Source organism: Methylococcus sp. ANG, from assembly GCF_040730495.1.
Taxonomy (GTDB): Bacteria; Pseudomonadota; Gammaproteobacteria; order Methylococcales; family Methylococcaceae; genus Methylococcus.
Genome location: NZ_CP160399.1, coordinates 2,450,263 through 2,472,969, shown reverse-complemented (window position 1 = coordinate 2,472,969; position 22,707 = coordinate 2,450,263). Strand labels below are relative to the sequence as shown.

Here is a 22,707-nt window from a genome sequence, read left to right as displayed (position 1 = left end):
GCTCCTTAGAAGTCGTCCGTGCTCGTGAAAAGACCGACTCGAAGGTCGTTGGCCTCATAGATGACCTTGCCGTCGCACTCCATCTCCGCGTCGGCGATACCCATGACCAGTTTGCGCAGGATCACCCGCTTGAGGTTGATGCGATAGGTCACGAGCCTGTGGTGCGGGAGGACCTGGCCGCGGAATTTGACCTCCCCGACGCCGAGTGCGCGGCCCCGCCCCTTGCCGCCGATCCAGCCCAGGTAGAATCCGACCATCTGCCACATGGCGTCCAGCCCCAGGCACCCCGGCATCACGGGGTCCGAGATGAAATGGCAATCGAAAAACCACAGTTCGGGTTTGACGTCCAGCTCGGCGACGATCATCCCCTTGTCGAAGGCGCCGCCCACCGAGTCGATGTGAGTGATGCGATCGAACATCAGCATGGGCGGGGCGGGCAGCTGGGCGTTGCCGGGCCCGAACATTTCACCTCGGGCGCATTGCAGCAACTCGTCCCACGTATAGCTGTTGTGTCTTGACATCGACTTTTCTTCTTATGGTTATGGTGGTCTGGGGAGGCAGAGAAATTTTTATATTATATCAAGAAAATACCGGTTCCAGGAATGGCGGTGTCGCTCGAGCGTCCGGGCTAGGAGTCTGTCGGACTTTCCGGTTCTGGTTCGAACCGGATTGGAGGGGCGGAAGTCCGCTGTTTCCGTTAACATAGCGGCCTATTCCGGATAGATCGCGACAAGGTGAGACCCGATGAGCCGCTTCATCCCCGTCAATCGCCACCAGCAGTATCTGCTACCGCCCTCGGTTGACGAATGGCTGCCAGCCAACCACCTGGCACGGTTCCTCGTCGAGGTCATCGATCAGCTGGATTTAAGTCGACTGACGAGCCGCTACTCGGGGCGCGGGTCGGCGGCGCACCATCCGTCGGTACTACTGGCCCTGCTGGTTTATGGTTATGCCACCGGGGTGTTCTCCAGCCGCAAGATTGAGCGGGCCACCTACGATTCGGTGGCCTTCCGCTTTCTGTCGGCGGAAACCCATCCCGATCATGACACCCTGGCCCACTTTCGCAAGACCTTTCTGGGGGAGCTGGAGGACCTGTTCGTTCAGGTCTTGAGCCTGGCGCAGGCGATGAAGCTGGTGAGGCTCGGGCAGATTTCCCTGGACGGGACCAAGATTAAGGCCAACGCCTCCAAGCACAAGGCCTTGTCTCATGGCCACATCGAGAAGTTGGAAGCGCAGTTGCGGGAGGAGGTGCAGGCCTTGTTGCAGAAGGCGGCGGAGGCCGACGGGGCGGAGGAGCCGGACGGCATCGACCTGCCAGAGGAGTTGGCGCGGCGGCAGGATCGGCTGAAGGCCCTGGCGGAGGCGAAGGCCAAGATCGTGGAGCGGGTCGCGGAGCGCGATGCCCGGGCGCAGCAGGACTATGAAGCCAAGGTAGCCCGTCGCGAAGGCCAGCGGCAGGCGGGCAAGAAGCCACGTGGGCAGGAGCCGAAGCCGCCGGAAACCGGGCCGAAGGCCAGCGACCAGATCAATCTGACCGACGAGGAATCCCGCATCATGCCGAGCCACGCGGGTTTCCTCCAGGGCTATAACAGCCAGGCTGCGGTGGATGTGGAGACGATGTTGATCGTCGCCACCACCGTCAGTCAGCAGACCAACGACAAGCAGCAGGTCGAACCGATGCTGGCCGAGATCGAGAAGCTGCCGGAAGCCTGGGGGAAGCCCGAAGCCCTGCTGGCCGACACGGGCTACTTCAGCGCCGGCAACGTGCACGCCTGCTGCGAACAGCAGATCGAACCGCTGATCGCGATGGGACGGGACAGCCATCACGTGCCGCTGGCGGAACGCCTGGCTCCGGATGCCCCGGAACCGGAAACCACCGATCCCGTGGAGAAGATGGCCTGGAAACTCAAAACGAAGGCAGGGAAGGCCCGCTACGCCAAGCGCAAATCCACGGTGGAGCCGGTGTTCGGCATCATCAAACAGGTCTTGGGATTCCGCCAGTTCTCTCTGCGCGGCTTGGAGGCAGTGGCCGGAGAATGGAAGCTGGTGGCGATGGCGTTCAATCTGAGGCGGATGCACGTGTTGGCGGCAGCGTGACAGGCTTCACGTAAAAACCAAGCGTTACACACCAATAGCGCCGCCATGGGGGAGGCGGGGCACATCTTGGTCTAGTTATCGACGCGAAACGCTGGTGACTACCCCGCCAATGCCCCCGAAAAATTCTCGATTCCAAGAATCCCGACCCGAGTAAATCCATAGTCCGACAGACTCCTAGCGGTAGAGGAGCACCGTTTCCCGCTCCTCGAGCCACGAGGTTTCGTCCGGGCGGGCGAGCGCGTCGAGGTCGGCCGGTGTTGCGGCGGGATCGTCCACCCAGAGGCGCAGCAGTTCCGAGCCGTTGATCAGGTCGATGGCGAGACGGTCGAATTCGTATTCGTAAGGGAAGTCCCGCCAGATCGGATAATCCGGTTGCAGCTCGCGCAGCGACTTGAACGCCAGCGCCATGAGCCGCCAGGGGCGGAAGCTCTCATGCCGGTAAGCGGCGGTTTCGGCGTGGATCTGGATGCCCGAGCACAGCCGGCCGGCATGCTTGTGGAATGTCGGCTCGAACCAGCAGTCCCGCAGGATGCAGCCGTCGAGCCAGTGGGGCGCCAGCGAGTGCATGGTGGTCATGAGTTTTCGCGCGTCGATGTCCGGCGCTCCGAACAGTTCTAGGGGGCGGGTGGTTCCCCGCCCCTCGGAGAGAGTCGTGCCTTCCAGCAGGACGGTCCCGGCATAGCAGCGCGCCATCGAAAGATTGGGGGCGTTCGGGCTGGGGTTCACCCAGGCGTATTCGCCCGCCGGCCAGCCGTAGCCGGGGTCCTCGGAGGGCCTCCATCCTTCCATGGCGACCACTTCCAGGTCCAGGTCGAGGCGCAGCGTGCGTACGAACCACTGGGCGAGTTCGCCCATCGTCAGGCCGTGGCGCATGGGAAGCGGGCCCGCGCCGACGAAGCTCTCCCATCCCTGCCGTAACCGCAGGCCTTCCACCGGTCGACCGGCCGGGTTGGGGCGGTCGAGTATCCATACCGCCTTGCCGCCGTCGGCGGCGGCTTCCAGGACGTAGCGCAGGGTGGTGATGAATGTGTAGATGCGGCAGCCGAGGTCCTGCAGATCGATCAGCAGCACATCGAAACTGTCCAGCATCGCTCGAGTCGGCCGGCGGGTTTCCCCATAGAGGCTGAACACCGGGATGCGGTGGCGGGGGTCGAGGAAGTCCGGGGATTCGACCATGTTGTCCTGTTTGTCGCCGCGCAAGCCGTGCTGGGGGCCGAAGGCCGCGGTCAGATCGATTCCGCCCGCCGCGGCGAGGGCGTCCAGCGTGTGGGTCAGGTCGCGGGTGACGGATGCGGGATGCGCCAGCACGGCGATCCGGCGGCCTTTCAATGGGGCGCGCAGCCCCGGGTCCTGCAGCAGGCGTTCGATGCCGAGCTTCATGCGATGTCCTGGTTTTTCAGTTGCTGTCTCGTTCCCGGGCGGTGTGCAAGCGTGAGTGCGAAGCTGTCCGGATGGTGGAAGTCGGGCGTTTCCGCCGGATGGCGGAGGGCCCAGTAGGAGAGCGCCCTCCCCGCGTCTTCGATGACTGCGCACAACGCGATCCGCAAGCTTGTATGGACACCGATGCCGGCGAGAAGTTCGGGGCTTAGGGTTGCGTCCAGCTCGAGCCGGCTTTCGGTCTGGCGGCGGGTCAGCGCGGGCTGCGGCCCTTGTCCGAATTCTTGCCCGTTGCGATAGCCGGAAAAAACGAATGCGGCCCACTCGCCCGATGGCGAAAAATTGAATTCAAGATACCGCGCGCCGTCGTCCGGCCTGAGGAAAGCTTCGAAGCAGGTATGCTCCCACAGGCCGCGGGTCCAGCGCCCGTGCGAGGGGGGAGGAAGGGAGAGTGCCGCCAGATCGCCTTCGAGCACGAAGCGCAGTTCGAGGGCGCCATCTGCTGGCCGGCGCACGCTCGCTTCGATCCGGTGGACCGGCGGACAGGATTGGGAGCGGTGGCAGACCAGGTCCGCGGTGCAAAAGCGGGAAGCCTTCATCGTGTGGGCTGCGTCAGTTTTCACCGGCCGGTTGCGTTTCTGCATCATCGGGAACGAAGCCTGGCGGAATGTGCGGCTGGCCGGAGTTTTCCTGGCGTCCTCGCATCAGCAGGGCGCGGATGCGTTCGGACAGCTCGTGCCGGGTCTTGGCCTTTTCGGCCTCGATTTTTTCCGACGCCGTCCGGGCAGCCTGTTCCTGGTAGAGCCGCCAGGTCTCGACGGTGAATTGGGACGCCAGAGTGCCCAGGAATACGCCGATCGCGATTTGCAGTACCAGTTTCATTGTGCTCGTTAAAGACGGAATCCGCGGGAATTGTTGCCAATCCGTTAATGCTACCGCGGGGAGGGGGGTCGTGAATATTTTTCCGGTGTGCTCCGCGGTGCTGGACGGTGTGGTGGTTTTCCCACAAAATAGTCGCACATGACGCATTTCACAGTCCGCCAGGCTCTGATGATCGATTTGCTGCCGATGCGCTTTCCCTCAGACCGGGGCGATTCGATCCGGAATTGGCATGGGCTTTCATCCGGGCAGGCTTCATCCCGGTTCCTCAGATATCCCGAGTACGGCAAGCCGCGATCTTGAACGCTCAATACGAGGAAAGCATCGGAGAGGTGCCCGGCGGGGTGGCGCAGCGCGCCCGCGCGGCCATGAAGCATCTGCTTTCGCTGCAGCGGCCTGCCGGTGACTGGGAAGGGGAAATGGTGTGGTGCACGATGATCCTCGCCCAGGCGGTGATCGTGCGCGCAGTCGTCGGGCGTCCCTATTCGGAACGGGAACGGGCGGAAATCGTCAAGCATTTCGAGGTTTCCCAGCTTCCCGACGGCGCCTGGGGCATGCATCCGGAAAGCCCGGGCTATGTCTTTTTCACCGCCTTGGCCTATGTCGCGTTGCGCCTTCTGGGTCTTCGGCCGGATACGCCTCTGCTCGTCAGAGCGCGAGCGTGGCTTCACGTTCGGCCGGAGGGCGTCAAGGCGGTTCCCACCTGGGGCAAGTTCTGGCTGGCGCTGCTCGGCCTGTACGGACGGGAAGGCGTCAACGCCGTGCCGCCGGAGCTGTTCCTCCTGCCGCGCTGGCTGCCTTTTCATCCGAGCCGGTTCTACTGCCATACGCGCCTGATCTATCTGGGCATCGCCTACCTTTCCGGGGGCCGGTTCGCCGCGTCCCTCCCGGAGCCGCTGCGGGATGCGCTAAGGGCGGAGCTGTATGCCGAGCCGTACGAGTCTATCGATTTTGGGGCTTACCGCCATGCCGTCGCCCGGACCGATCTCTATGTGCCGATCAGCCGCGTCCTGAGGCTGGTTTACGATCTCCTGGCGCGTTACGAGCATCGGCCCTGGAAGGCGCTGCGGCGGAGGGCGTTGGCCGTCTGCTTCGAGCAGATATTGAGAGAGCAGCGCTCCACGCGTTACCAGAGTATCTCCCCGGTCAGCGGCTTGCTGAACTGCCTGGCGATCTTCGCGCACGATCCGCGCCATCCCGATCTCGCGCCCAGCCTCGAAGGTGTCGAAGCCTGGCGCTGGGAGGACGAAGCCGAAGGGCTGCGCTATGTGGGCGCGCGTTCCAACTCCTGGGACACGGCTTTCGCCGTGCAGGCCTTGGCCGAACTGCCGCAGTTGGACGAGGAGGCGGAGCGCGCGCTGAACCGGGCTCAGGGTTTTCTCGACAAGGCGCAGATGACCGAGGAACTGGCCGATTACCGCGAGGCATGGCGCGATCCCGCGCTTGGGGGTTGGTGCTTTTCCGATGGCCGGCACCGCTGGCCGGTGAGCGATTGCGCGGCGGAGGCGGTGAGCGCCCTGTTTGCGCTGTACGAGCGCGGGGATGTCCGGATTGCGGCGCGCCTGGGAGCCGACCGCTTGCGTCTGGGCGTGGAATTCATCCTGTCCCGCCAGAACGCGGATGGCGGTTTCGGTACCTACGAGCGGCGGCGGGGCGGACGGCTGCTGGAGCTGGTCAACCCTTCCGAAATGTTCGGCCAATGCATGACCGAGCTGTCCTATATCGAGTGCACGGGATCTTCCCTCGGGGCATTGGCGCATTATTTACGGCATTATCCGGACCTTCCGGGAGGAAGGATCGCAACGGCGATCCGGAAAGCGGAGAGCTTCCTGAGAAGCCGGCAGCTCGACGACGGTTCGTTTCCGGGCTTCTGGGGCATCAACTACACCTATGCGGTGTTCCATGTGGTCAAGGGTTTGCGCATGGCCGGTGCCGAACCGGCGGACCCGGTTCTGCAATCGGCCGCCGGCTGGCTGCTAGCGAAGCAGCGGCCCGATGGTGGCTGGGGCGAACACTATTCGAGCTGTCTCGAAGGGCGCTACGTCGAAAGCGGGCGCAGCCAGACCGTGATGACCGCCTGGGCGCTGCTCGCGCTCATGGAGGTTTATCCGGCCGCGCACGAGGCCATCGAGCGAGGCATTGCCTGGCTGTCCTCTCAACAGCGGGACGACGGCGGCTGGCCCCGGCAAGGGGTGAACGGCGTGTTTTTCGGGGCAGCCATGCTGGACTATCGGCTCTATCATATTTATTTCCCGGTCTGGGCGCTGGCGCGCTACGTCCGGCTGGAAGGCGCGAAAGCTTCGCCGAGCGCTGGTTTGAACAACGCCGGTCCGGCCTATGCCGGAGCCGAAGGACATCATGACACGGGTTATCGCAGATGAGTTCGATTGAATTGGGGGAGTGGGACGTTCTGATCGCCGGCGGCAGCGTTGCCGGTTCCGCGGCCGCGGCAGCATTGTCGGGGCTGGGCTTGCGGGTCCTGATCGTCGAGCCCGATCCTGACCCCGGCCGCAGGTTGGCGGGTGAGCTGATCCATCCTCCCGGCATCGACGGGCTGCGCGAGCTCGGATTGATCCGGGACGATTCGCCACGGGGAAGCGTGGTCAACGGCTTTGCCATATTTCCCTTCAACGATGGCGAGGGCTCGCCTGCGACACTGCTGCCATACGGCGAGATCCATGGACGCCGGCGTTGCGGCCGCGTGATCGAGCACAGTCTGCTCAAGAGCCATCTGCTGAAGACGGTGCACGGTTTCGAGCGGGTCTCCGTCTGGCTCGGCGCCAGGGTGACGGGGATGGAGCACGAAGACGGCAAGGGCTATGTCGCCACCGTGACTCACGAAGGCGCCGACACGCGGGTGGAGGCTCGGCTGATCATCGGGGCGGACGGCCCGATGTCCCAGTTGCGGAAAATGGTCGGCATTTCCCACGTAACCCAGCGCTATTCCGGCATGATCGGTCTCGAGGTCGACGACGCCCATCTGCCGAACCCCGGCTACGGCAACATCTTTCTGAACCCGGCTGGCGTGTCCTATGCCTATGGCATCGGCGGCGGGCGGGCGCGGGTCATGTTCGAGGTGCTCAAAGGGGCGGATTCGAAGGAGTCCATCCGTGAGCATCTGCGTCTGTTCCCCGAGCCCTTCCGGGGCGACATCGAGGCGGTACTGGCCCAGGGCAAGCCCTTGGCGGCGGCGAACTACTGCATCGTTCCGGAGGCGAGCGTCAAGGCGAACGTCGCCCTGATCGGGGATGCGCGGGGCTGCTGCCATCCGCTGACCGCTTCCGGCATCACCGCTGCGGTCAAGGATGCCTTCGTCATGCGGGATGCCCTCCAGGCGACCGGACTGAACTTCGAGGCGGCGCTCAAGCGCTATTCGGTCCAGTGCGGCCGCTTGCAACTCACCCGCCGCACGTTGGCGGAAGAACTGCGCGAGGCGTTTCTGGCGCAGACGCCGGAAGCCGAGCTGCTCAGCCAGTGCATCTTTTCCTATTGGCGCAACAGCCCCAAGGGGCGGCAGGCATCCATGGCCCTGTTGTCGACCCTCGACAGCAGCATCTTCTCGCTGGCTTCGCAGTATGCCCTGGTGGGTCTCCAGGCTTTCCGCCTGCTGCCGCAGTGGCTGAGCGCCAAGACGGCGGGCGACTGGCTCCGCGGCGTGGCGCAGCTCGTTTCCAAGAGCCTCAAGTTCCAGCAGGACGCGCTGAGCCAAGCGCTGCGGGCGAAATGACTTCGGGCCGTTTTCGCAAGTCTACGCGGCGACCCGCGTAAACACGTCCGCCGGTGCCCGGAGCGCGGCCGCGAACTCTTCGTGGTGGTCGCGATGGCAGAGCCAGACACGGGTCTTTCCCGCCCGCAAAAAGCGTCCGAAGGCCTGATCGACCAGGCCTGAAGCCTGTGCGGCGCCGACGCTCGCTTCGACCGGCGGCAGCGGTGCGGATTTGATCAGCACGAGGTCACCGGCGCCGATTTTCCCGGCGAGCCACACGGCCAGGCTGTCCGAGGTCACTTCCCATCCCGGATTCACGGCGATGTCGTCGGGGTGGGGGAGCCATACCGCGGATTTTCCTCCCTCGAGCACCGTTCGCACCGCCGCCGGATCCCGGGCGGTTTCCAGGGCCGGCTCCAGTCCTTTCAGCATCAGGCCGTATTGTGCCATCGCCAGGATGGCCATGGCGTGAGCGGCCTCATCGCCGAAAGCTCGACGCTCCTGGGCCCGGCGCACCGTATCCGCGAATTCCCCGCCGCCGGGGACGATCGCTACCCCGGAACTTTTCAGGGTTCGCAGCCAGGGGACCAGCGTAGGGGAATCGCCAAGGCTGCCGCCGAGCTTAACGACCCACATGGTCGCCGGTACGGGCGATGCGGAAGCGCTCCAGAAGGTTCAGCAGTGCGGCGGCCTTGTCGAAGCATTCCTGGTATTCCGAGGCGGCCGAGGAGTCCGCCACGATGCCGCCGCCGGCCCAGAAGCGGATCGTGCTGTCCGACTGCACCAGGGTGCGGATGGCGATGTTGGTGTCCATGTTGCCGTCGAAGCCGAGATAGCCGATGGCGCCGCAATAGACGCCGCGCCGGTTGGGTTCGAGTTCCTCGATGATTTCCATGGAACGGATCTTGGGAGCCCCGGTGATCGAGCCGCCGGGAAAGCTGTCGCGCAGCAGGCTGATGGCGTCGTGGCCGGGCGCCAGCGTGCCGGTGACGGTGCTGACCAGATGATGGACGGTGGCGTAGCTTTCGACGTCGAAAAGCTTGGGTACCCGTACCGAGCCGGGCTGGCAATGTTTGCCGATGTCGTTGCGGAGCAGGTCCACGATCATCAGGTTCTCCGCCCGGTCCTTTTCGCTGTGCCGCAGGGCTTCCTCCTGGCGGCGATCCTCCAGCGGATCGGCGGAGCGCGGCCGGGTGCCCTTGATGGGCTTGGTCTCCACCCTGCCGTCGAGCACTCGCAGGAAGCGTTCCGGAGACGAACTGAGTATGCGTGCCTGCGGTCCGTTGATGAATGCGCTGAAAGGCGCCGGATTGGCCTGGCGCAGGGTCTGGTACAGCGTCCAGGCGTTGCCGCGGCAGGGCGCGGCGAAGCGCTGCGCCAGGTTCACCTGATAGCAGTCGCCTTCGCGGATGTAATGCTGGATGCGCTCGAAGGCGGCGACGTATTCCCGCCGGCTCATGTTCGCCCGCACCGGTGCCAGCACGTCGAAGCCGGTGCGCTGCCAGCCCAGCGTCTGGATCTGGCTGAACGACCGCACCAGATGCGGCCAGCGGGCGGAGGTGGCGGGCGAGCGGCCCTGGCTCACCAGCCAGCTGCGGCCTTGCAGATGGTCCACGACGACCGCCCAGTCGTAGATGCCGACGGCCATGTCCCCGATGTTTTCGGCATCGGCCGCGTGCTCCGGCAGTTTCTCCAGGCGCCGGCCCAGGTCGTAGCCGAAATAGCCCAAGGCGCCCCCGGCGAACGGCAGTTCGCCGAAAGGATTGGCGGTGGCGCCCAGTTCCCGCCGCAGGAGGGAAAACGGATCTTCCGGCGACAGGGCGACCTCGCCGCCCTGCCGGCGGATCTCGCTGATGTGGCCGCGGGTGACCAGCGTGGCGAGCGGGTCGGCGGCGATGATGTCATAGCGGCCGTGCCTGCAGTGCGGAAAGCCGCTGTCGAGGAATACCGCCCAGCGCCGGTCCGCCCACGGCCCGAACAGGGCGGCGCTGTCTTGGAAATAGGGAAGTTCGGCGATTCGGGGGGTCATGCTTTTTTCACGAGCGGGAACGCCAGGCAGGCCACGGCCGCCGCCGGCAGACAGTCGGAAACCGGGAGCGCCGTGACGGTGGCTGGGCGGGGAAGGATGTCGATCGCATCCAGATAATGCCGGCCCGAGCGTGCGGCGACGGCGCGAGCCAGGAAACGCCCCGCGCCGGCCCCGACCAGCGGGCTCTCCGCCGGCAGCAGGTTTCGGGAGAACTGCCGCTCGACCGCGCTGCCTATGCGCGAAAGCTGTCGCTCCCTTAAGCAAAGTGCCAAGTGTCGCCATTGCTCGGGGCTGCCGTCGTCCCGGTCTCGCCCCAGCAGCCGCGCAAGGCGCCGTTCGCTGCCTGCGACGCTCTTCTCGCCGCCGTCCGCCGCGGGCATCTGGTCGGTGTGTTCTGCGAGTTCGCCGGTGAGGCGATAGATGTCGGCGGTGGTCGCGAAGTGTTCCGCCATGAGGTTGACCCATTCTCCTTCGAAGGGAAGCTTGTCGGCCAGCGCCATGGCGGAGGTGCGCACGACGCCGGTGTAAATGAGTTCATCGTATCGCAATCTGTCATAATCGGTATAGCCTCGGCTATGGACCTCCCCACCGGCCAGTGCGATCAGATCGGTCGTCGTGCTGCCGATGTCGACGAGCAAGGCCGGCTGCCGCAGGCGGTTGGCGATGAGCGATGCGCTCGCCAGCCAGTTGGCCGATGCCACGTCGATCGCATGCGCAGGCCCGACGGCGTCGGCGCGGAGGAAGCCGGCACGTCCGGCGAAAACCATTATTCCTTCCGCGCCGAAACGCCGGAGCATCGTCGCAATCAGGGCCTGGACCCCCGCAGTGCGGTCCTCGAAATGGTCGGCCAGTTCGCCGGTCATCGTGACGGCGTGGCGGCAGGATGGGGGGATGCCGAGATCGCTCACGGCTTCGGAAAGGGCGCTTTCGAGCCTGTCCAGCCCCAGCCAGAGCGGGCAGGGGTATTGCCGGACGTCGGCGATGGCGCCGGTGTCCGTGAGGGCGACGGCCTTGAGGTGGGCCCCGCCGATGTCCCAGCCGACCAGTTCAACGCGCATCGGAGCGCTCCAGGTTCAGGGCAACCGGCGTTCCCCGTTGAGTCCGGGGCGGCGGCAGGCGGCCGGTCCGGTGGAGTTCGAGCGTCATGGCGGCGGGATTTTCGCCGGTGGCCGCCTTCAGGCCGGCATAGGACGTGGTCAGCCGGGGGTTGATTTCGAGGATGACGGGGCCGCCGGCTGTCCGGATCAGGTCTATTCCCGCATAGCCCCAGAGTTCGGGCAGTGCGGCGGCCACGCCGCAGGCGAGCGTTTGCCAGCGGCCGTCCGGATCGTCCAGGGCATTGACGGTGCAGCCGCGGAGGGTGAATCCGTCGCCGGTTTTTTCCACGTGCTGGCGGTTGCAGCTCAGCAAACGGGCGCGGCCATCGGAAAACAGTGCGCTGAGGCTGAAGGAATCGCCTTCGAGCAGGGGTTGCGCGACCCAGCGTCCCGGCCCCGGGATGACAACGCATCCGGAACGGATGATCCTGGCGCCTGCGCAGCCGGCGCCGTCATCGGGCTTGACGACGAGGGCGGATGACGCATCGTCTTGCCGTGCCTGCCAGGGCGAAGTCGGTACGGCCGGCAGACGGTGGCGCTCCAGAGTCTTAGCCGTGGCGAGTTTGCTCGCCGCGACCGCGACGGCGCTCGCGGGACTGTTCAGCAGCGGGGTTGCCGTGCGCTCCACTTCCCGGCACAGCCGTTCGAGCACGCCGCCGGTTTCCGGAGCGATGGGCCAGACCGCGTCGCAGCGTCCGATGGCGTCCTGCCAAATCCGGTCGGGATCGTCTCCCGCCGCGATGGGCGTGGCCGTGACGCCGCGCGGCAGGCAACCGAAATCCAGGCGGTCGTCCCGGAGGATGAACGGCCTGACGCCCGGTATCTCGAGCAGGTCCTCGATCAGGGCGCGCAGCATGAGTTCGCCTTCGGCGGCAAGGCCCGGCGGCAGAGGTTCCCGCCGCAGGCCGCCGCCGGTGATGAATTCGAAAACCAATATGTCCATGCGCCCGATTTCTTAAGGAGGGGCGGACAACGCCATTGAATCAATGAAGATCATTCCCGTGCTCGATCTCATGCGGGGACTTGTCGTTCATGCCGTCAAAGGGCGACGCGAGAGCTACCAGCCGCTCAGCAGTCCCCTGTGCCGGGACGCCGATCCCTTTGCGGTGGTCGAAGCCTTCCTGAATCTCCATCCGTTCGACACCTTTTATATTGCCGATCTGGACGCCCTCATGGGCTTCGGCCGCCAGAACAGGCTCGTTGCAGCGCTGCGGACGGCGTTTCCCGGTGTCGTCTTTTGGCTGGATCAGGGGGTGCCCGAAGTGAACGATGCGGCGCGGGACGCCATCGTCCCGGTCATCGGCAGTGAATCGCTCCCGACGGTGGAGCGGCTGCAGCGAATTGCGGTTCACGATTGGATATTGTCGCTGGATTTTTTCGAGGGGGGGCTGAAAGGGTGTTCCGAAATCCTGGACAAGCCGCAGAGCTGGCCGGAGAGGGTGATCGTCATGACTCTGAACCGGGTCGGCAGTTTCGACGGTCCCGATCTGGGTCTCCTCGACCGTGTCCGTCAACTGGCGCCGGACAGGGCGCTGATCGTGGCGGGAGGAGTGCGCCACGGCGGAGACCTGGAGGCTCTGGAGAGCCGGGGTGTTCATGCCGTCCTGATGGCGAGCGCTTTGCATTCCGGATCGCTCGAATTGAGTCGGCTCGGCAGTGCAAGGTCCTGAAAAAGGAAAAGCGCCAAAAAACAGCGCTTTTCCCTTTGCCGTCGCGGGACCGGCGCCAAGGCGGCGGTCCCGGCCGCGCGCAATTAGTTGTGAGCTGCGAACGGATGAGCTTCGCTGCCCTTGCGAGCAACCACGTCGGCAGCCTTCGGCTCGCCGGCAACGGCGCGCTTGATGGACAGCTTGGTCGCTTCGTAGTTGTAATCCTGGATCTTGGCGTCGTCTTCGGCCAGCCAGTGGATGAATACGCCCACGCAGATGAACAGGTCGTCGGCTTCGTCGGCCGGAATGGTGCCGTCTTCCACGCAATCGGCAACGGCCATGGCGACACCGCGCTGCGCGGGTCCGAACATCTGCGTGGCCTGCTTGCCGTTCTTGATGGTGACTTTGTTGAACATGACGGTGTTCGGCTTGCACAGCAGGTTGGGTGCAACCACTGCCAGCAGGGAGGTGAAGCCGTCTTTGTTGTTGGTCAGGGTGTTGGCGAAAGCAGCTTCCGCTGCGCTGCCGCGGGGACCCATGATCAGGTCGATGTGAGCGATTTCGTTGCCGCCGCCGCACAGTGCTTCGCCGACCAACAACTTGTTTACTTTACCCATCTGAATTTCCTCTTGTGAAAAAAACGAAAAAAACTTTTTTAATAAGGACATGGTTACTTCCCCGGGAGAGGTTCTCGAGACCGAAGTTTCTCGCGGAGTGTCCGCATCGGTCCCACGTGTCCGAAGGTTTAACCCCGGCGTGTCCCGGCAAAAATCGCCTCCAGGCGCACGGCTAGCAGACCGGCGACCGTCAGGTCGGCAGTCGTGCCAGGGTTTATCCCGCACGTCTTGAAATCGGCATCCACGTCCCGTAGAAGCCCCAAAACCGATTCAGGTCGCGCGGTATAGGACAGCGTTTTCTCGATGAGCACCATCTTCTCCGATACCCACGGGGAGTAGCGGGGCCCGAATTTGCGTTCGATGTGGCTGTCCGGTATGCGTGCGAGCACGCCGGAAAACGCAGCCACCGCCGCCCAGCCTTCATTGTCCCATCGGGACAGCGCACTATGATAACGTGGAATTATGAAATCAAAAACATCCGTATAGTCGCAGGTGTATTGATAGGCAATGCGGTCCCGGCCGGCGGCCAGCCGCATCGCATCGCGCAGCGGGATGCTCGGCGGGGTGCGCACGTCATGCTCCGGGGCTTCACCCAGTCCGCCGGGTCGGGCCAGGCAGATGGCCCGGTAGACCCATTCGGCGTCTTCGACGGTAGTGGCATGCAGCACTCGCCCGAGGCTCTCCCGCAGCGTTTCCCCGGCCCGCCCGGCCCGGGCCGCTGCGATCAGTGGCGCGGCCAGCAGGACGATGCCCAGATTGGTGTTGCACTCCACGGCGTGCCGGGTGGCCTCGACCGCCCGGTAAATGCGTTCGCCCAGGCACGGTTCCGCCCGGCACAGCTCCGGCGCGCTGACCAGAGCGCTCCGCCGGAAATGTTCCACGGTCATGCCGTGGCCTTCGGAGTGCACGCTGACGTTGCCGGGCTTGAATGCCCCCAGCTCGGTCTCGCAGGCCCAGCGGTAGGCGGCTTCGAGTGATGCGGCGGAGACGGTCATTTCGCGGTGCAACGTGCGGATTCGTCGCGTTGGCAGCGGCCGAGAAAATCGTCCGCGAGCAGATCGGCGATGACGACTTCGCTGACGCTCTGAAGGCCCTTCCACGCCGGTACGCTGTTGACCTCCAGCACGGTGTACCGTCCGTGCTGGTCGCGGATGATGTCGATGCCGGCATAGGCGATGTCCAGCGTCCGGGCGGCATCTTCGGCCAGGCGGCACAGGAGGATGTCGTCGAGCCGGGCGGGTTCGCAGCGCGCGCCTTGTGCCACGTTGTTCAGCCAGGTCACGCCGCAGCGGCGCATCGCCGCCACGGTGCGCCCGCGGATGACGAAAACGCGCCAGTCGTGAGGGGCGTTCTCGTCGCAGCAGACGTAACGCTGGAGATAGTAGATCCCGTTGGCCGAGGCCAGGCTTGCCAAGTCTTCCGGGCGGTCGTGGCGTTGCAGGCCGGTGCCTTGGGAGCCGAACAGCGGCTTGGAAACGAGGCGATGCCCGGCCGCCAGTTCGCGGCGGGCGATTTCCATGGCGGCTTCGGGATCGCCGAGCACCCAGGTCGGCGGTGTCGGAATCCCGGCCCGCTGCAGCAGGAAGCTGGTCATACCCTTGTCCACGGTGCGTTCGATGGCCCGGGCATCGTTGTAGACGGGGACGCCGAGCAGGTTGAGCCCGTGCAGGATGTCGAGGTAGAAGGTCACCTGTTCCAGCGAGCCGCCGGGAATGCCCCGTACGAACACCCCCGCCGGCAGGTGTTCGGGGAAGCCTGACAGGCGGACCGGCAGCGCCGGGTCTTCCAGGTCCAGCCGGCAGCCGGTCAACGACACGTAGGCGCAGCCGAAACCGCGCGCGGCGAAAGCCTGTTTCAGCCGCGCCCCGTGCCAGCCGGGGTCGTCCGTGATGATGGCGATACGCCCCGGTTCAGCCACCGAACGAGCGCTCCAGGAGTTCCACGTCCACTTCCCCGGCATGGAAGCTGCGGCCGGAGTCCACGGTCGTGACGATCACGCCGGCCGGGCTGAACAGCATGGCATCGACCTTGAAGAAGTCGTATTTGTATTCCTTGAATACTTCGGCGAACGGCTTGCCGTAATCGCGCGAGACCGAGCTCGGCAGCTCGTTGGCCAGGGTTTCGGCGGCTTCGTCGCTGCCCTTGACGAACAGATGCACGCGTCCGCCGAACAGGATGGCGTCGTTGGTGCGGCCCATGGCCTTGATGAAGTTCGGGTGCGGCGGCGGGACCGGGGCGCAGCCGGTGCCGTCGATGATGTTCTCCAACGGGAAGTGGAGGGCATGCGCCTTGTGCAGGGCGACTTCGAGCACCCGTGCCACCACCTGCATGCCGCCCGCCAGGCTGCTGGTCGGCGTGAGGATGACGGTGAGATGAGAGGGATCCAGCTTGCAGGCGCGGGCGATCTTGTCGGTGACCTCGACCGGCGGGATCTTGTCGACTTCCATCACGATCGCCGTTTCGGTATGGCTGTCGCGGTAGTCCAGTTCCTTGTACAGCTCCTCCACCGGCTCTTCGTTGCCGTCCTTGATCTTGGTGGCCATGGCGCGCGCGGGTCCCGAGCCGAGGGCATAGAAGCCGTCCTTGCCTTCGCCATGCGAAAGGCTCCAGCCGGCGTATTGGCTGCCCAGACAGGCGATCACCGGGTTGGAAGTGTGGACGTTGACCATCAGCGGCCATTTGGTGAAGGTGTCGGTATGGGTGAGGGTGACGCGCCCGAGCCCGCCCATGCAGATTTCGCCGATGAGGCGGCCGGCTTCCAGGCTGCCCGGCACCCTGATGCCGGCGTCGATGATGGTGCAGCCGTTGGGCAGCCGGTCGATCTGGAGGCGCAGCTTGTCGGCATAGGTGATCAGGTATTTGACGATAGGCTGGCTGTGAGCATTGACGCTGACGCGATTCTGCATGATGGTCCTCTTGAAAATAGGGAGTTACGGGTCTCTCGCGGGTCGGGTGCCGGGCGCGCAGGTGGCCGCGAGCTCGCCTGCGGCGGTCATCGTTCGCATGAGGGAGGTTTTCCGCGCGGCGAGGCTCAGAAGCACTTCGCTTTCGTCCGCTCCTTCGGCCGTAATCGTGCACAGCGGTGCGCCTTTCTCGATGCTGCATCCTGGGCTGGGCCGGTCCCGGCACCACACTGGCCATTCTAGTGTCCCAGGAGGTTCCACGTCATGAGGGGCGTAGATGATTTGGAACGCGCGGGCCGGGAATGCGGGGAGGGCAAATTCGGGCAGCCCCTCGAGACAGGCGCGGATATGAAGCCCGGCCAGACCGGATGGGAACTCGTCGTCGTAAAGCGCCATGGTGGCGCTGGGGCGCGGATTGAGTTCGAGCACACGGATTCCGCCATCCTCGTCCGTCATGAAGTCGAGGCTGTTCAGGCCGCGCAACCGCAGGGCCGGGACGAGCCCGGCCACAATCCCACGCACGACCTCCCGCTGGGGCCCACTCAGCGATGTCCGGTTGATCGCTCCGGCAAACCGGAACGGCAGGTGCGGATCGGCTGCCGAGGTCCACAGGGTATTGAAACCGATGATTCTCGATTCCGCGCCATCGGCCAGAAACAAGGCCGACATGGGAGGCGTTTCCAGGCGACGCTGGAAGTATCCATCCGGCCTCGAGATTTCCGTATCGCGGGCGAAATTCACGGCGCCTCCACCCTCGCTGCCGCCATGCTTGACCAGCCAACCGCGAACGTCGCGGGGCGCGTCGAAGCGCGTTTCCGGGAAAGATATGCCCAGGCTGGAAAGGAGTGGAAAAAACAGGCGGGGCGTCTTTGCGAGGCGGACGGTTTCCGGGGCGTTGCCGGCGAGGACGCGTCCGCGGGCGAGGCATTCGATCACGCCGGGCAGGGAATCCAGGCCGCCACCGTAAAACGCGACGTCGGTGGGTTCCATCCGCTCGATGGCCGATCGCAGGGCGGAGGCGTCGAAGCCGCTCTTGCCGAGCGGCACGACCCGGCATTCGCGGCAGTGTTCCCGGGTGTCCAGGTCACCGAATCCGTCGATCGCGAACGGCGTCCATCCTCCCCGCTTCAGCGAGCGGCCGAGGGTGGAGGCGGATGCCGCGACCACCAGGGCGGAGCCGGCTTCCTGCATCTAGACGCTAGGCTTGGACGGGATCCGGCTCGGTGGCCGGTATCGCAAGCGTCACGTCGGCCCCCCGGTTGCGGGGCCGGGCGATCTTGAAATCGAGATACGCCGCGGTGTCCAGCGCGCCGGCCGCCGTCGTCAGCCGGCGCGCTTCCTGTTCGGAAGCGGCGAGACAAAAGCCCGTAGGCCCCCATGAGCTCTGGCCGACGCCCACCGCGCCTTGCGTCGCGAGCCAGTCGAGAGCGGCGGCGACGTCGGGGCTGGTGAAGCGCCCGCCTTGCGCGGGGGCGAAATAATCGCCCACGGATCGCTGGATTTCGGCGATGCCGGCGCCGAAGGTCTCGAGCCGGTTTTCCGCCAGGGCGGGCAGCGTCTGCATCAGGATCAGATGGCTCAGGCGGGCGGCCTCCTGCTCCGGGAACGGTGGCAAAGCCCGGAACGCGTCGATTTCCTGCTTGCCGTGGAGTCCTTGCCCCCGGGAGTCGAACACCAGGATGAAGCGCCAGTCCTCCGGCACCGGCAACCGGGCGATCACCGGCGGACTGACGGTCTCCGGGCCGCGCCCGCCGTCGACGATGAGTCCGCCCTGTTCGAACGATGCCAGGCCGATGCCCGATCTCGCGCCCCTTTCGATGCGCGAAGCGAGATCCCTGGGCGTGAGCGGCAGCCCATAGGCCCGGATGAGCGCGCTGCCCAAGGCAAGAGCCATTTGCGTGCCGGATCCCAGACCGACATGCTCCGGAATCGCGGATTCGATTTCGACCGTGGCCGAGCCCGGCAGGCTCAAGGCGGCTTCGAGCTTTTCCAGGATGGCCAGTGCTTTTTCCGCCGACGGTCCGACAGCGCGCGGCTCTCGGCTCGGCCAAAGACTCAGACGCGTCGATATGTCCTCGATCGCGACGCCGATGCTGCCGAATCTGCGCCCGAACGTGCCGGAGATGTCGATGAACCCGAGATGCAGGCGGGCGGGGGCGTGGACACGGACGCGGGGAGACGGTTTCGGCATGGCGTTCGGAGGGTGATGCAGGGGCGATATCTGCGCCGGTCGGAGGGCTTGGCCCGTTCGGTCGACACGGCGCGGCAAAAGGTCTCTAGCCTAGAGGAATGGGACCGTTTTGTCGATTGTTCGCTCCCGTTCGGCAGGTTGGGGGGTCAAGTTGAAAAACGGGTCTGGATTCCCTATTCTTGCCAGCCACGCGGATGGCTGCCTGTCCCCCGCCCACGATGACGGTGGACTCGGAACCACTTCAGACTCTCCATCAGAGCATATTAAGGAAAGGGCATGACCGACAACACCTCGGCCAAGGTCTGGGACAACGTTCCCAGTCCGTTCTGCGGTATCGCCTCCGACGACCTGAAAATCGAGGTTTCCGGCTCGAGCGTGCGGGTGCTGGCGAATGGCGATGCCGTCACGATTCCCGGTTTCGAGCAGCCCGTGACCGATACCGCTCCCCGTATTGCCGGCAAGCCGGCTTCCCTGGACGAAGCGGTGCGGCGGGCGGCGGCGATACTGAAGGATGCCAGGCTGCCGGTATTCAGCGGCTTCGGAACCGACGTTAACGATACTCGTGCCGCGCTCGCGCTGATCGACAAGGCCTGCGGCGTGTTCGATCAGGCCCGCGCCGGCGGCGGCGTCCGCAACCTGCTGGTGCTGGCCGATTCGGGTTGGATCGCGACGACGCTGGCCGAGGTGAAGAACCGGGTCGAAGTCCTCCTGGTTTTCGGCAGCGATGTCGAGGCCGCCTTCCCCCGCTTTTTCGAGCGCTTCGTCTGGAACAAGGAGACCCTGTTCGGGCAGGATCCCGCCAAGCGGGAAGTGATCTGTCTCGGCCGGGCTCCAACCGGCGATGCGGCTGTATCGCCCGACGGGCGTCGTCCGCAGGTGATCGAATGCGCCCCTCAACATCTGCCGGAGCTCGCCGCTGCGCTGTCGGCCCTTGCGCGGGGCGCATCGCTCCAGGCCGAATCGGTGGGCGGCGTGCCGGTCGAGGTGCTGCAGGGCGTCGTGGACCGGCTGAAGCGGTCGAGCTACAGCATCGTGACCTGGGTGGCGGGGCAGCTCGATTTCCCCCATGCCGATCTGACGGTGCAGCAGGTTTGCCAGACGGTGACCGCGCTCAACAAGGAAACCCGCGCCGCGGTCCTGCCTCTGGGCGGACAGGACGGCGACAGGACCGCCAGCCAGGTCTGCGCCTGGCTGACCGGCTATCCCACCCGGGTGAGTTTCGCCCGCGGCTTCCCCGAATACGACCCGTACCTCAACGATGCCGCCCGTTTGCTGCAGGAGGGTGAGGCCGATGCGCTGGTCTGGGTGTCGAGCCTCTCGGTGGCGCCGCCGCCGGCGGCAGAGGTGCCGACCGTGGTGATCGGCCGCTCCGGCATGCAGTTCGACAAGGAGCCGGAGGTGTTCATTCCCGTGGGTGTTCCGGGTATCGACCATGCCGGCCACATGTACCGCTGCGACAACGTCGTGGCCATGCCGCTCTATCCGCTGCGCGACTGCGGGCTGACGAGCGCTGCCGCCGTGCTGGCGGCGATCGAGCAGTCGCTCTAGCGCGCCTGCTTCCTTGGGAGACTCGAAATCATGCTGATCAAGCTTACGGGCGGCACCGTCTACGATCCGGCGAACGGCGTCAACGGCCAGGTGCGCAACCTTTTCATCCGCGACGGCAGGATCGTCCACTCACTGAACGGCGCCACGCCGGATCAGGAGTACGACCTGCGCGGCAAGGTGGTGTTGGCCGGCGCCATCGACATGCACACCCACATCGGCGGCGGCAAGGTGACCATCGCCCGCAACCTCCTGCCGGAAGACCACCGCGCCGACCCCGAGCCGCGCCGGGGCCTGATGCGGGCGGGCTGCGGCCATGCCGCGCCTTCGACCCTGACCACCGGTTACCGCTACGCCGAGATGGGCTACACCGCCGGTTTCGAACCCGCCGTGCTGCCGATCAACGCGCGCCAGGCGCACATGGAAATGGCCGATGTCCCATTACTGGACGTCGGCGGCTACGTGATGCTGGGGAGCGACGATTTCTTCCTGCGGCTCTTGTCCTCGGGCAGCGACCAGCAACTCATCAACGACTACGTCGCCTGGACGATCCGTTCCGCCAAGGCGATCGGCATCAAGGTCGTCAATCCCGGCGGCATCAGCGCCTTCAAGTTCAACCAGCGCATGCTCGATCTGGACGAAAAGCACGTGTACTACGGCGTGACGCCCCGGCAGATTCTGAAGTCGCTGGCGCGCGCCGTGCACGAGCTGGGCGTGCCGCATCCGCTGCACGTCCACGGCTGCAACCTCGGCGTGCCGGGCAACGTCGAGACCACGCTGAACACCATCAACGGCATCGAAGGCTTGCCGATGCACCTGACCCACATCCAGTTCCACAGCTACGGCGTCGAGGGCGACCGCAAGTTCTCCTCCGGCGCGGCGCGCATCGCCGAGGCCATCAACGCCAACAGGAACATCACGATCGACGTCGGGCAGATTCTGTTCGGCCAGACCGTCACGGCTTCGGGCGATTCGATGCGTCAGCATGCCAACGCGGGCCATGCCCACCCCGACAAATGGGTCTGCATGGACATCGAATGCGATGCCGGCTGCGGCGTGGTGCCGTTCAAATACCGTGACAAGAACTTCGTCAACGCGCTGCAGTGGTGTATCGGCCTGGAAACCTTCCTGCTGATCGACGATCCCTGGCGCGTGTTCCTGACCACGGACCATCCCAATGGCGCACCGTTCACCACCTATCCGCATCTGATCCGGCTGCTGATGGACAAGAGCTTCCGCAATGACATGCTGGCCACGGTCAATCCGGAAGCGGCGGCGCTGAGTACGCTTGGCTCGATCGACCGTGAATATTCCTTATATGAGATCGCCATCATGACCCGGGCCGGTGCGGCCAGGCTGCTGGGGCTGACCGACCGCGGCCATCTCGGGGCGGGTGCGGCGGCGGACATCACCGTCTACACCGACCAGGCCGACAAGGAAAAGATGTTCACCCGGCCGGATTACGTCTTCAAGGACGGCGAACTGGTCGTGCGCAACGGCGAGGTCGTCAAGGTCGTGTGGGGCAATCTGCACATCGTCCAGCCGGAATTCGACAGCGGCGTCGAGGCGCGGTTGCGCGATTACTTCGACCGCTACCACACCATGAAGCTCGACAATTTCGTCATCAACGATTGGGAAATCGAGGGCGATGGCCGCAGCAAGATCCTCGTCCATCCCTGCCATCAGGGGGCACGGTCATGATCATCAACGGCGTACACATCGACGAGACTTTCGCCGAGGCCTTCCCGATGCGCGCCACGCGCGTGATCGTCACGGCCCAGAATCTCAAATGGGCCCAGCACGCGGCCCAGGCCATGACGGGCTTCGCGACCTCGGTCATCGCCTGCGGCTGCGAAGCCGGCATCGAGCGGGAGCTCGATCCCGCCGAAACTCCGGATGGACGTCCTGGCGTATCGGCGCTGCTGTTCGCCATGGGCGGCAAGGGGCTGGCGAAGCAGCTCGAGACCCGGGCCGGGCAGTGCGTGCTGACCTCGCCCACCTCCGCGCTGTTCGCCGGTTTAGATGAAGGCGAACAGATTCCTTTGGGGAAGAATCTGCGTTATTTCGGCGACGGCTTCCAGATTTCCAAGCGGATCGGCGGCAAGCGCTATTGGCGCGTGCCGGTCATGGACGGCGAGTTCCTCTGCCAGGAAACCACCGGGATGATCAAGGCGGTCGGCGGCGGCAATTTCCTCATCCTGGCCGAATCGCAGCCCCAGGCGCTGGCGGCGTGCGAGGCGGCGATCGATGCCATGCGCAGGATACCCAACGTCATCATGCCGTTCCCCGGAGGCATCGTCCGTTCGGGTTCCAAGGTCGGCTCCAAGTACAAGACCTTGCCGGCATCGACCAACGACGCCTTCTGCCCGACCTTGAAGGGACAAACGCGGACGGAGCTGTCGCCGGAAATCGAGTCGGTGATGGAGATCGTGATCGACGGCTTGAGCGATGCCGATATCGCCAAGGCGATGCGCGCAGGCATCGAGGCAGCCTGCGGACTGGGTGCGGCCAACGGCATCCGGCGCATCAGCGCCGGCAACTACGGCGGCAAGCTCGGGCCGTTCCTGTTCCACCTCCGCGAAATCATGGCTTGAACGCCGTCCGGCCCCGGCCAACA

21 protein-coding genes are annotated in these 22,707 nt (G+C 65.2%); 7 read left to right on the top strand and 14 right to left on the bottom strand.

All coding sequences use genetic code 11. From position 1 onward, the window contains the following. Nucleotides 1-5: 5 nt before the first annotated feature. Nucleotides 6-521, bottom strand: a complete 516-nt coding sequence (fabA, locus tag ABZN20_RS12010) for a 3-hydroxyacyl-[acyl-carrier-protein] dehydratase FabA (RefSeq protein WP_218808498.1) — start codon at nucleotides 519-521, stop codon at nucleotides 6-8. 223 nt (nucleotides 522-744) lie between these two features. Between fabA and ABZN20_RS12005 the strand changes: the two genes are divergently transcribed. Then, on the top strand, nucleotides 745-2,097 hold the full coding sequence (locus ABZN20_RS12005; protein ID WP_218806980.1) for an IS1182 family transposase: 1,353 nt from the start codon (nucleotides 745-747) through the stop codon (nucleotides 2,095-2,097). Between the two features lie 174 nt (nucleotides 2,098-2,271). On the opposite strand, the gene ABZN20_RS12000 is transcribed toward ABZN20_RS12005, so the two are convergent. Genes ABZN20_RS12000 through ABZN20_RS11990 form a run of 3 tightly spaced genes read right to left on the bottom strand, consistent with a single transcriptional unit; the run spans nucleotide 2,272 to nucleotide 4,356 of the window. Next, on the bottom strand, nucleotides 2,272-3,477 hold the full coding sequence (locus ABZN20_RS12000; RefSeq protein WP_367025405.1) for an exo-beta-N-acetylmuramidase NamZ family protein: 1,206 nt from the start codon (nucleotides 3,475-3,477) through the stop codon (nucleotides 2,272-2,274). Then, entirely contained in the window at nucleotides 3,474-4,097 is a 624-nt protein-coding gene (locus tag ABZN20_RS11995; protein ID WP_367025404.1) for a DOMON-like domain-containing protein, read from the bottom strand. The genes ABZN20_RS12000 and ABZN20_RS11995 overlap by 4 nt, the downstream gene beginning before the upstream one ends. Continuing rightward, nucleotides 4,087-4,356, bottom strand: coding sequence for a hypothetical protein (locus ABZN20_RS11990; protein WP_218808500.1), 270 nt, complete (start codon nucleotides 4,354-4,356; stop codon nucleotides 4,087-4,089). Before ABZN20_RS11990 ends, ABZN20_RS11995 begins: the two co-directional genes overlap by 11 nt. Before the next feature lie 296 nt (nucleotides 4,357-4,652). Between ABZN20_RS11990 and ABZN20_RS11985 the strand changes: the two genes are divergently transcribed. Continuing rightward, nucleotides 4,653-6,734: a 2,3-oxidosqualene cyclase gene (locus ABZN20_RS11985; RefSeq protein WP_367025403.1), complete on the top strand. Its 2,082-nt coding sequence runs from the start codon at nucleotides 4,653-4,655 to the stop codon at nucleotides 6,732-6,734. Beyond that, nucleotides 6,731-8,080 (top strand): squalene monooxygenase, encoded by a 1,350-nt coding sequence (locus ABZN20_RS11980; RefSeq protein ID WP_367025402.1) that lies wholly within the window; start codon nucleotides 6,731-6,733, stop codon nucleotides 8,078-8,080. Before ABZN20_RS11985 ends, ABZN20_RS11980 begins: the two co-directional genes overlap by 4 nt. A gap of 21 nt (nucleotides 8,081-8,101) precedes the next feature. Here the strand turns inward: ABZN20_RS11980 and ABZN20_RS11975 are convergent, their stop codons facing one another. Genes ABZN20_RS11975 through ABZN20_RS11960 form a run of 4 tightly spaced genes read right to left on the bottom strand, consistent with a single transcriptional unit; the run spans nucleotide 8,102 to nucleotide 12,128 of the window. After that, nucleotides 8,102-8,695, bottom strand: coding sequence for an amino acid kinase (locus ABZN20_RS11975; RefSeq protein WP_367025401.1), 594 nt, complete (start codon nucleotides 8,693-8,695; stop codon nucleotides 8,102-8,104). Continuing rightward, nucleotides 8,682-10,088: an aminodeoxychorismate synthase component I gene (pabB, locus tag ABZN20_RS11970; protein WP_218808504.1), complete on the bottom strand. Its 1,407-nt coding sequence runs from the start codon at nucleotides 10,086-10,088 to the stop codon at nucleotides 8,682-8,684. The genes ABZN20_RS11975 and pabB overlap by 14 nt, the downstream gene beginning before the upstream one ends. Then, entirely contained in the window at nucleotides 10,085-11,146 is a 1,062-nt protein-coding gene (locus ABZN20_RS11965) for a hydantoinase/oxoprolinase family protein (protein ID WP_367025400.1), read from the bottom strand. The genes pabB and ABZN20_RS11965 overlap by 4 nt, the downstream gene beginning before the upstream one ends. Continuing rightward, nucleotides 11,136-12,128, bottom strand: coding sequence for an ATP-grasp domain-containing protein (locus tag ABZN20_RS11960; RefSeq protein WP_367025399.1), 993 nt, complete (start codon nucleotides 12,126-12,128; stop codon nucleotides 11,136-11,138). The genes ABZN20_RS11965 and ABZN20_RS11960 overlap by 11 nt, the downstream gene beginning before the upstream one ends. A 43-nt stretch (nucleotides 12,129-12,171) precedes the next feature. On the opposite strand from ABZN20_RS11960, the gene ABZN20_RS11955 reads away from it, so the two are divergent. Further along, entirely contained in the window at nucleotides 12,172-12,855 is a 684-nt protein-coding gene (locus ABZN20_RS11955) for a HisA/HisF-related TIM barrel protein (RefSeq protein ID WP_218808507.1), read from the top strand. Nucleotides 12,856-12,938: 83 nt separating this feature from the next. Here ABZN20_RS11955 and fae read toward each other — a convergent pair whose 3' ends face one another. The 6 genes from fae to ABZN20_RS11925 all read right to left on the bottom strand — a co-directional run bounded on the left by fae (nucleotide 12,939) and on the right by ABZN20_RS11925 (nucleotide 18,545). Beyond that, on the bottom strand, nucleotides 12,939-13,451 hold the full coding sequence (fae, locus tag ABZN20_RS11950; protein ID WP_218809003.1) for a formaldehyde-activating enzyme: 513 nt from the start codon (nucleotides 13,449-13,451) through the stop codon (nucleotides 12,939-12,941). 128 nt (nucleotides 13,452-13,579) lie between these two features. After that, nucleotides 13,580-14,446: a triphosphoribosyl-dephospho-CoA synthase gene (locus ABZN20_RS11945; protein ID WP_218809004.1), complete on the bottom strand. Its 867-nt coding sequence runs from the start codon at nucleotides 14,444-14,446 to the stop codon at nucleotides 13,580-13,582. Further along, a complete protein-coding gene (locus ABZN20_RS11940; protein WP_218808508.1) occupies nucleotides 14,443-15,369 on the bottom strand; it encodes an ATP-grasp domain-containing protein in 927 nt (308 codons plus the stop codon). Before ABZN20_RS11940 ends, ABZN20_RS11945 begins: the two co-directional genes overlap by 4 nt. After that, a complete protein-coding gene (gene mch, locus ABZN20_RS11935) occupies nucleotides 15,362-16,357 on the bottom strand; it encodes a methenyltetrahydromethanopterin cyclohydrolase (protein WP_218808509.1) in 996 nt (331 codons plus the stop codon). Before mch ends, ABZN20_RS11940 begins: the two co-directional genes overlap by 8 nt. 24 nt (nucleotides 16,358-16,381) lie before the next feature. Beyond that, nucleotides 16,382-17,545: an ATP-grasp domain-containing protein gene (locus tag ABZN20_RS11930; protein ID WP_367025398.1), complete on the bottom strand. Its 1,164-nt coding sequence runs from the start codon at nucleotides 17,543-17,545 to the stop codon at nucleotides 16,382-16,384. A 7-nt stretch (nucleotides 17,546-17,552) separates the two neighbouring features. Beyond that, complete coding sequence (locus ABZN20_RS11925) at nucleotides 17,553-18,545, bottom strand: beta-ribofuranosylaminobenzene 5'-phosphate synthase family protein (RefSeq protein ID WP_367025397.1); 993 nt, start codon at nucleotides 18,543-18,545, stop codon at nucleotides 17,553-17,555. Between the two features lie 276 nt (nucleotides 18,546-18,821). Between ABZN20_RS11925 and ABZN20_RS11920 the strand changes: the two genes are divergently transcribed. Genes ABZN20_RS11920 through fhcD form a run of 3 tightly spaced genes read left to right on the top strand, consistent with a single transcriptional unit; the run spans nucleotide 18,822 to nucleotide 22,684 of the window. Continuing rightward, entirely contained in the window at nucleotides 18,822-20,093 is a 1,272-nt protein-coding gene (locus tag ABZN20_RS11920) for a formylmethanofuran dehydrogenase subunit B (RefSeq protein ID WP_367025396.1), read from the top strand. Between the two features lie 30 nt (nucleotides 20,094-20,123). Continuing rightward, complete coding sequence (locus tag ABZN20_RS11915; RefSeq protein ID WP_367025395.1) at nucleotides 20,124-21,791, top strand: formylmethanofuran dehydrogenase subunit A; 1,668 nt, start codon at nucleotides 20,124-20,126, stop codon at nucleotides 21,789-21,791. Then, nucleotides 21,788-22,684 carry a formylmethanofuran--tetrahydromethanopterin N-formyltransferase gene (gene fhcD, locus ABZN20_RS11910; protein ID WP_367025394.1) on the top strand — a complete coding sequence of 299 codons (897 nt, stop codon included), beginning with the start codon at nucleotides 21,788-21,790 and terminating at the stop codon, nucleotides 22,682-22,684. Before ABZN20_RS11915 ends, fhcD begins: the two co-directional genes overlap by 4 nt. Nucleotides 22,685-22,707: the final 23 nt, after the last annotated feature.

Bases quoted from the DNA above. Each gene is read 5' to 3' on its own strand.
- ABZN20_RS11960 (WP_367025399.1), bottom strand. From the start codon at position 12,128: ATGGACATATTGGTTTTCGAATTCATCACCGGCGGCGGCCTGCGGCGG.
- ABZN20_RS11920 (WP_367025396.1), top strand. From the start codon at position 18,822: ATGACCGACAACACCTCGGCCAAGGTCTGGGACAACGTTCCCAGTCCG.
- ABZN20_RS11945 (WP_218809004.1), bottom strand. From the start codon at position 14,446: ATGACCGTCTCCGCCGCATCACTCGAAGCCGCCTACCGCTGGGCCTGC.
- ABZN20_RS11965 (WP_367025400.1), bottom strand. From the start codon at position 11,146: ATGCGCGTTGAACTGGTCGGCTGGGACATCGGCGGGGCCCACCTCAAG.
- ABZN20_RS12000 (WP_367025405.1), bottom strand. From the start codon at position 3,477: ATGAAGCTCGGCATCGAACGCCTGCTGCAGGACCCGGGGCTGCGCGCC.
- ABZN20_RS11925 (WP_367025397.1), bottom strand. From the start codon at position 18,545: ATGCCGAAACCGTCTCCCCGCGTCCGTGTCCACGCCCCCGCCCGCCTG.
- ABZN20_RS11975 (WP_367025401.1), bottom strand. From the start codon at position 8,695: ATGTGGGTCGTTAAGCTCGGCGGCAGCCTTGGCGATTCCCCTACGCTG.
- ABZN20_RS12005 (WP_218806980.1), top strand. From the start codon at position 745: ATGAGCCGCTTCATCCCCGTCAATCGCCACCAGCAGTATCTGCTACCG.
- fhcD (WP_367025394.1), top strand. From the start codon at position 21,788: ATGATCATCAACGGCGTACACATCGACGAGACTTTCGCCGAGGCCTTC.
- ABZN20_RS11980 (WP_367025402.1), top strand. From the start codon at position 6,731: ATGAGTTCGATTGAATTGGGGGAGTGGGACGTTCTGATCGCCGGCGGC.
- fae (WP_218809003.1), bottom strand. From the start codon at position 13,451: ATGGGTAAAGTAAACAAGTTGTTGGTCGGCGAAGCACTGTGCGGCGGC.
- ABZN20_RS11930 (WP_367025398.1), bottom strand. From the start codon at position 17,545: ATGCAGGAAGCCGGCTCCGCCCTGGTGGTCGCGGCATCCGCCTCCACC.
- mch (WP_218808509.1), bottom strand. From the start codon at position 16,357: ATGCAGAATCGCGTCAGCGTCAATGCTCACAGCCAGCCTATCGTCAAA.
- ABZN20_RS11990 (WP_218808500.1), bottom strand. From the start codon at position 4,356: ATGAAACTGGTACTGCAAATCGCGATCGGCGTATTCCTGGGCACTCTG.
- fabA (WP_218808498.1), bottom strand. From the start codon at position 521: ATGTCAAGACACAACAGCTATACGTGGGACGAGTTGCTGCAATGCGCC.
- pabB (WP_218808504.1), bottom strand. From the start codon at position 10,088: ATGACCCCCCGAATCGCCGAACTTCCCTATTTCCAAGACAGCGCCGCC.
- ABZN20_RS11915 (WP_367025395.1), top strand. From the start codon at position 20,124: ATGCTGATCAAGCTTACGGGCGGCACCGTCTACGATCCGGCGAACGGC.
- ABZN20_RS11955 (WP_218808507.1), top strand. From the start codon at position 12,172: ATGAAGATCATTCCCGTGCTCGATCTCATGCGGGGACTTGTCGTTCAT.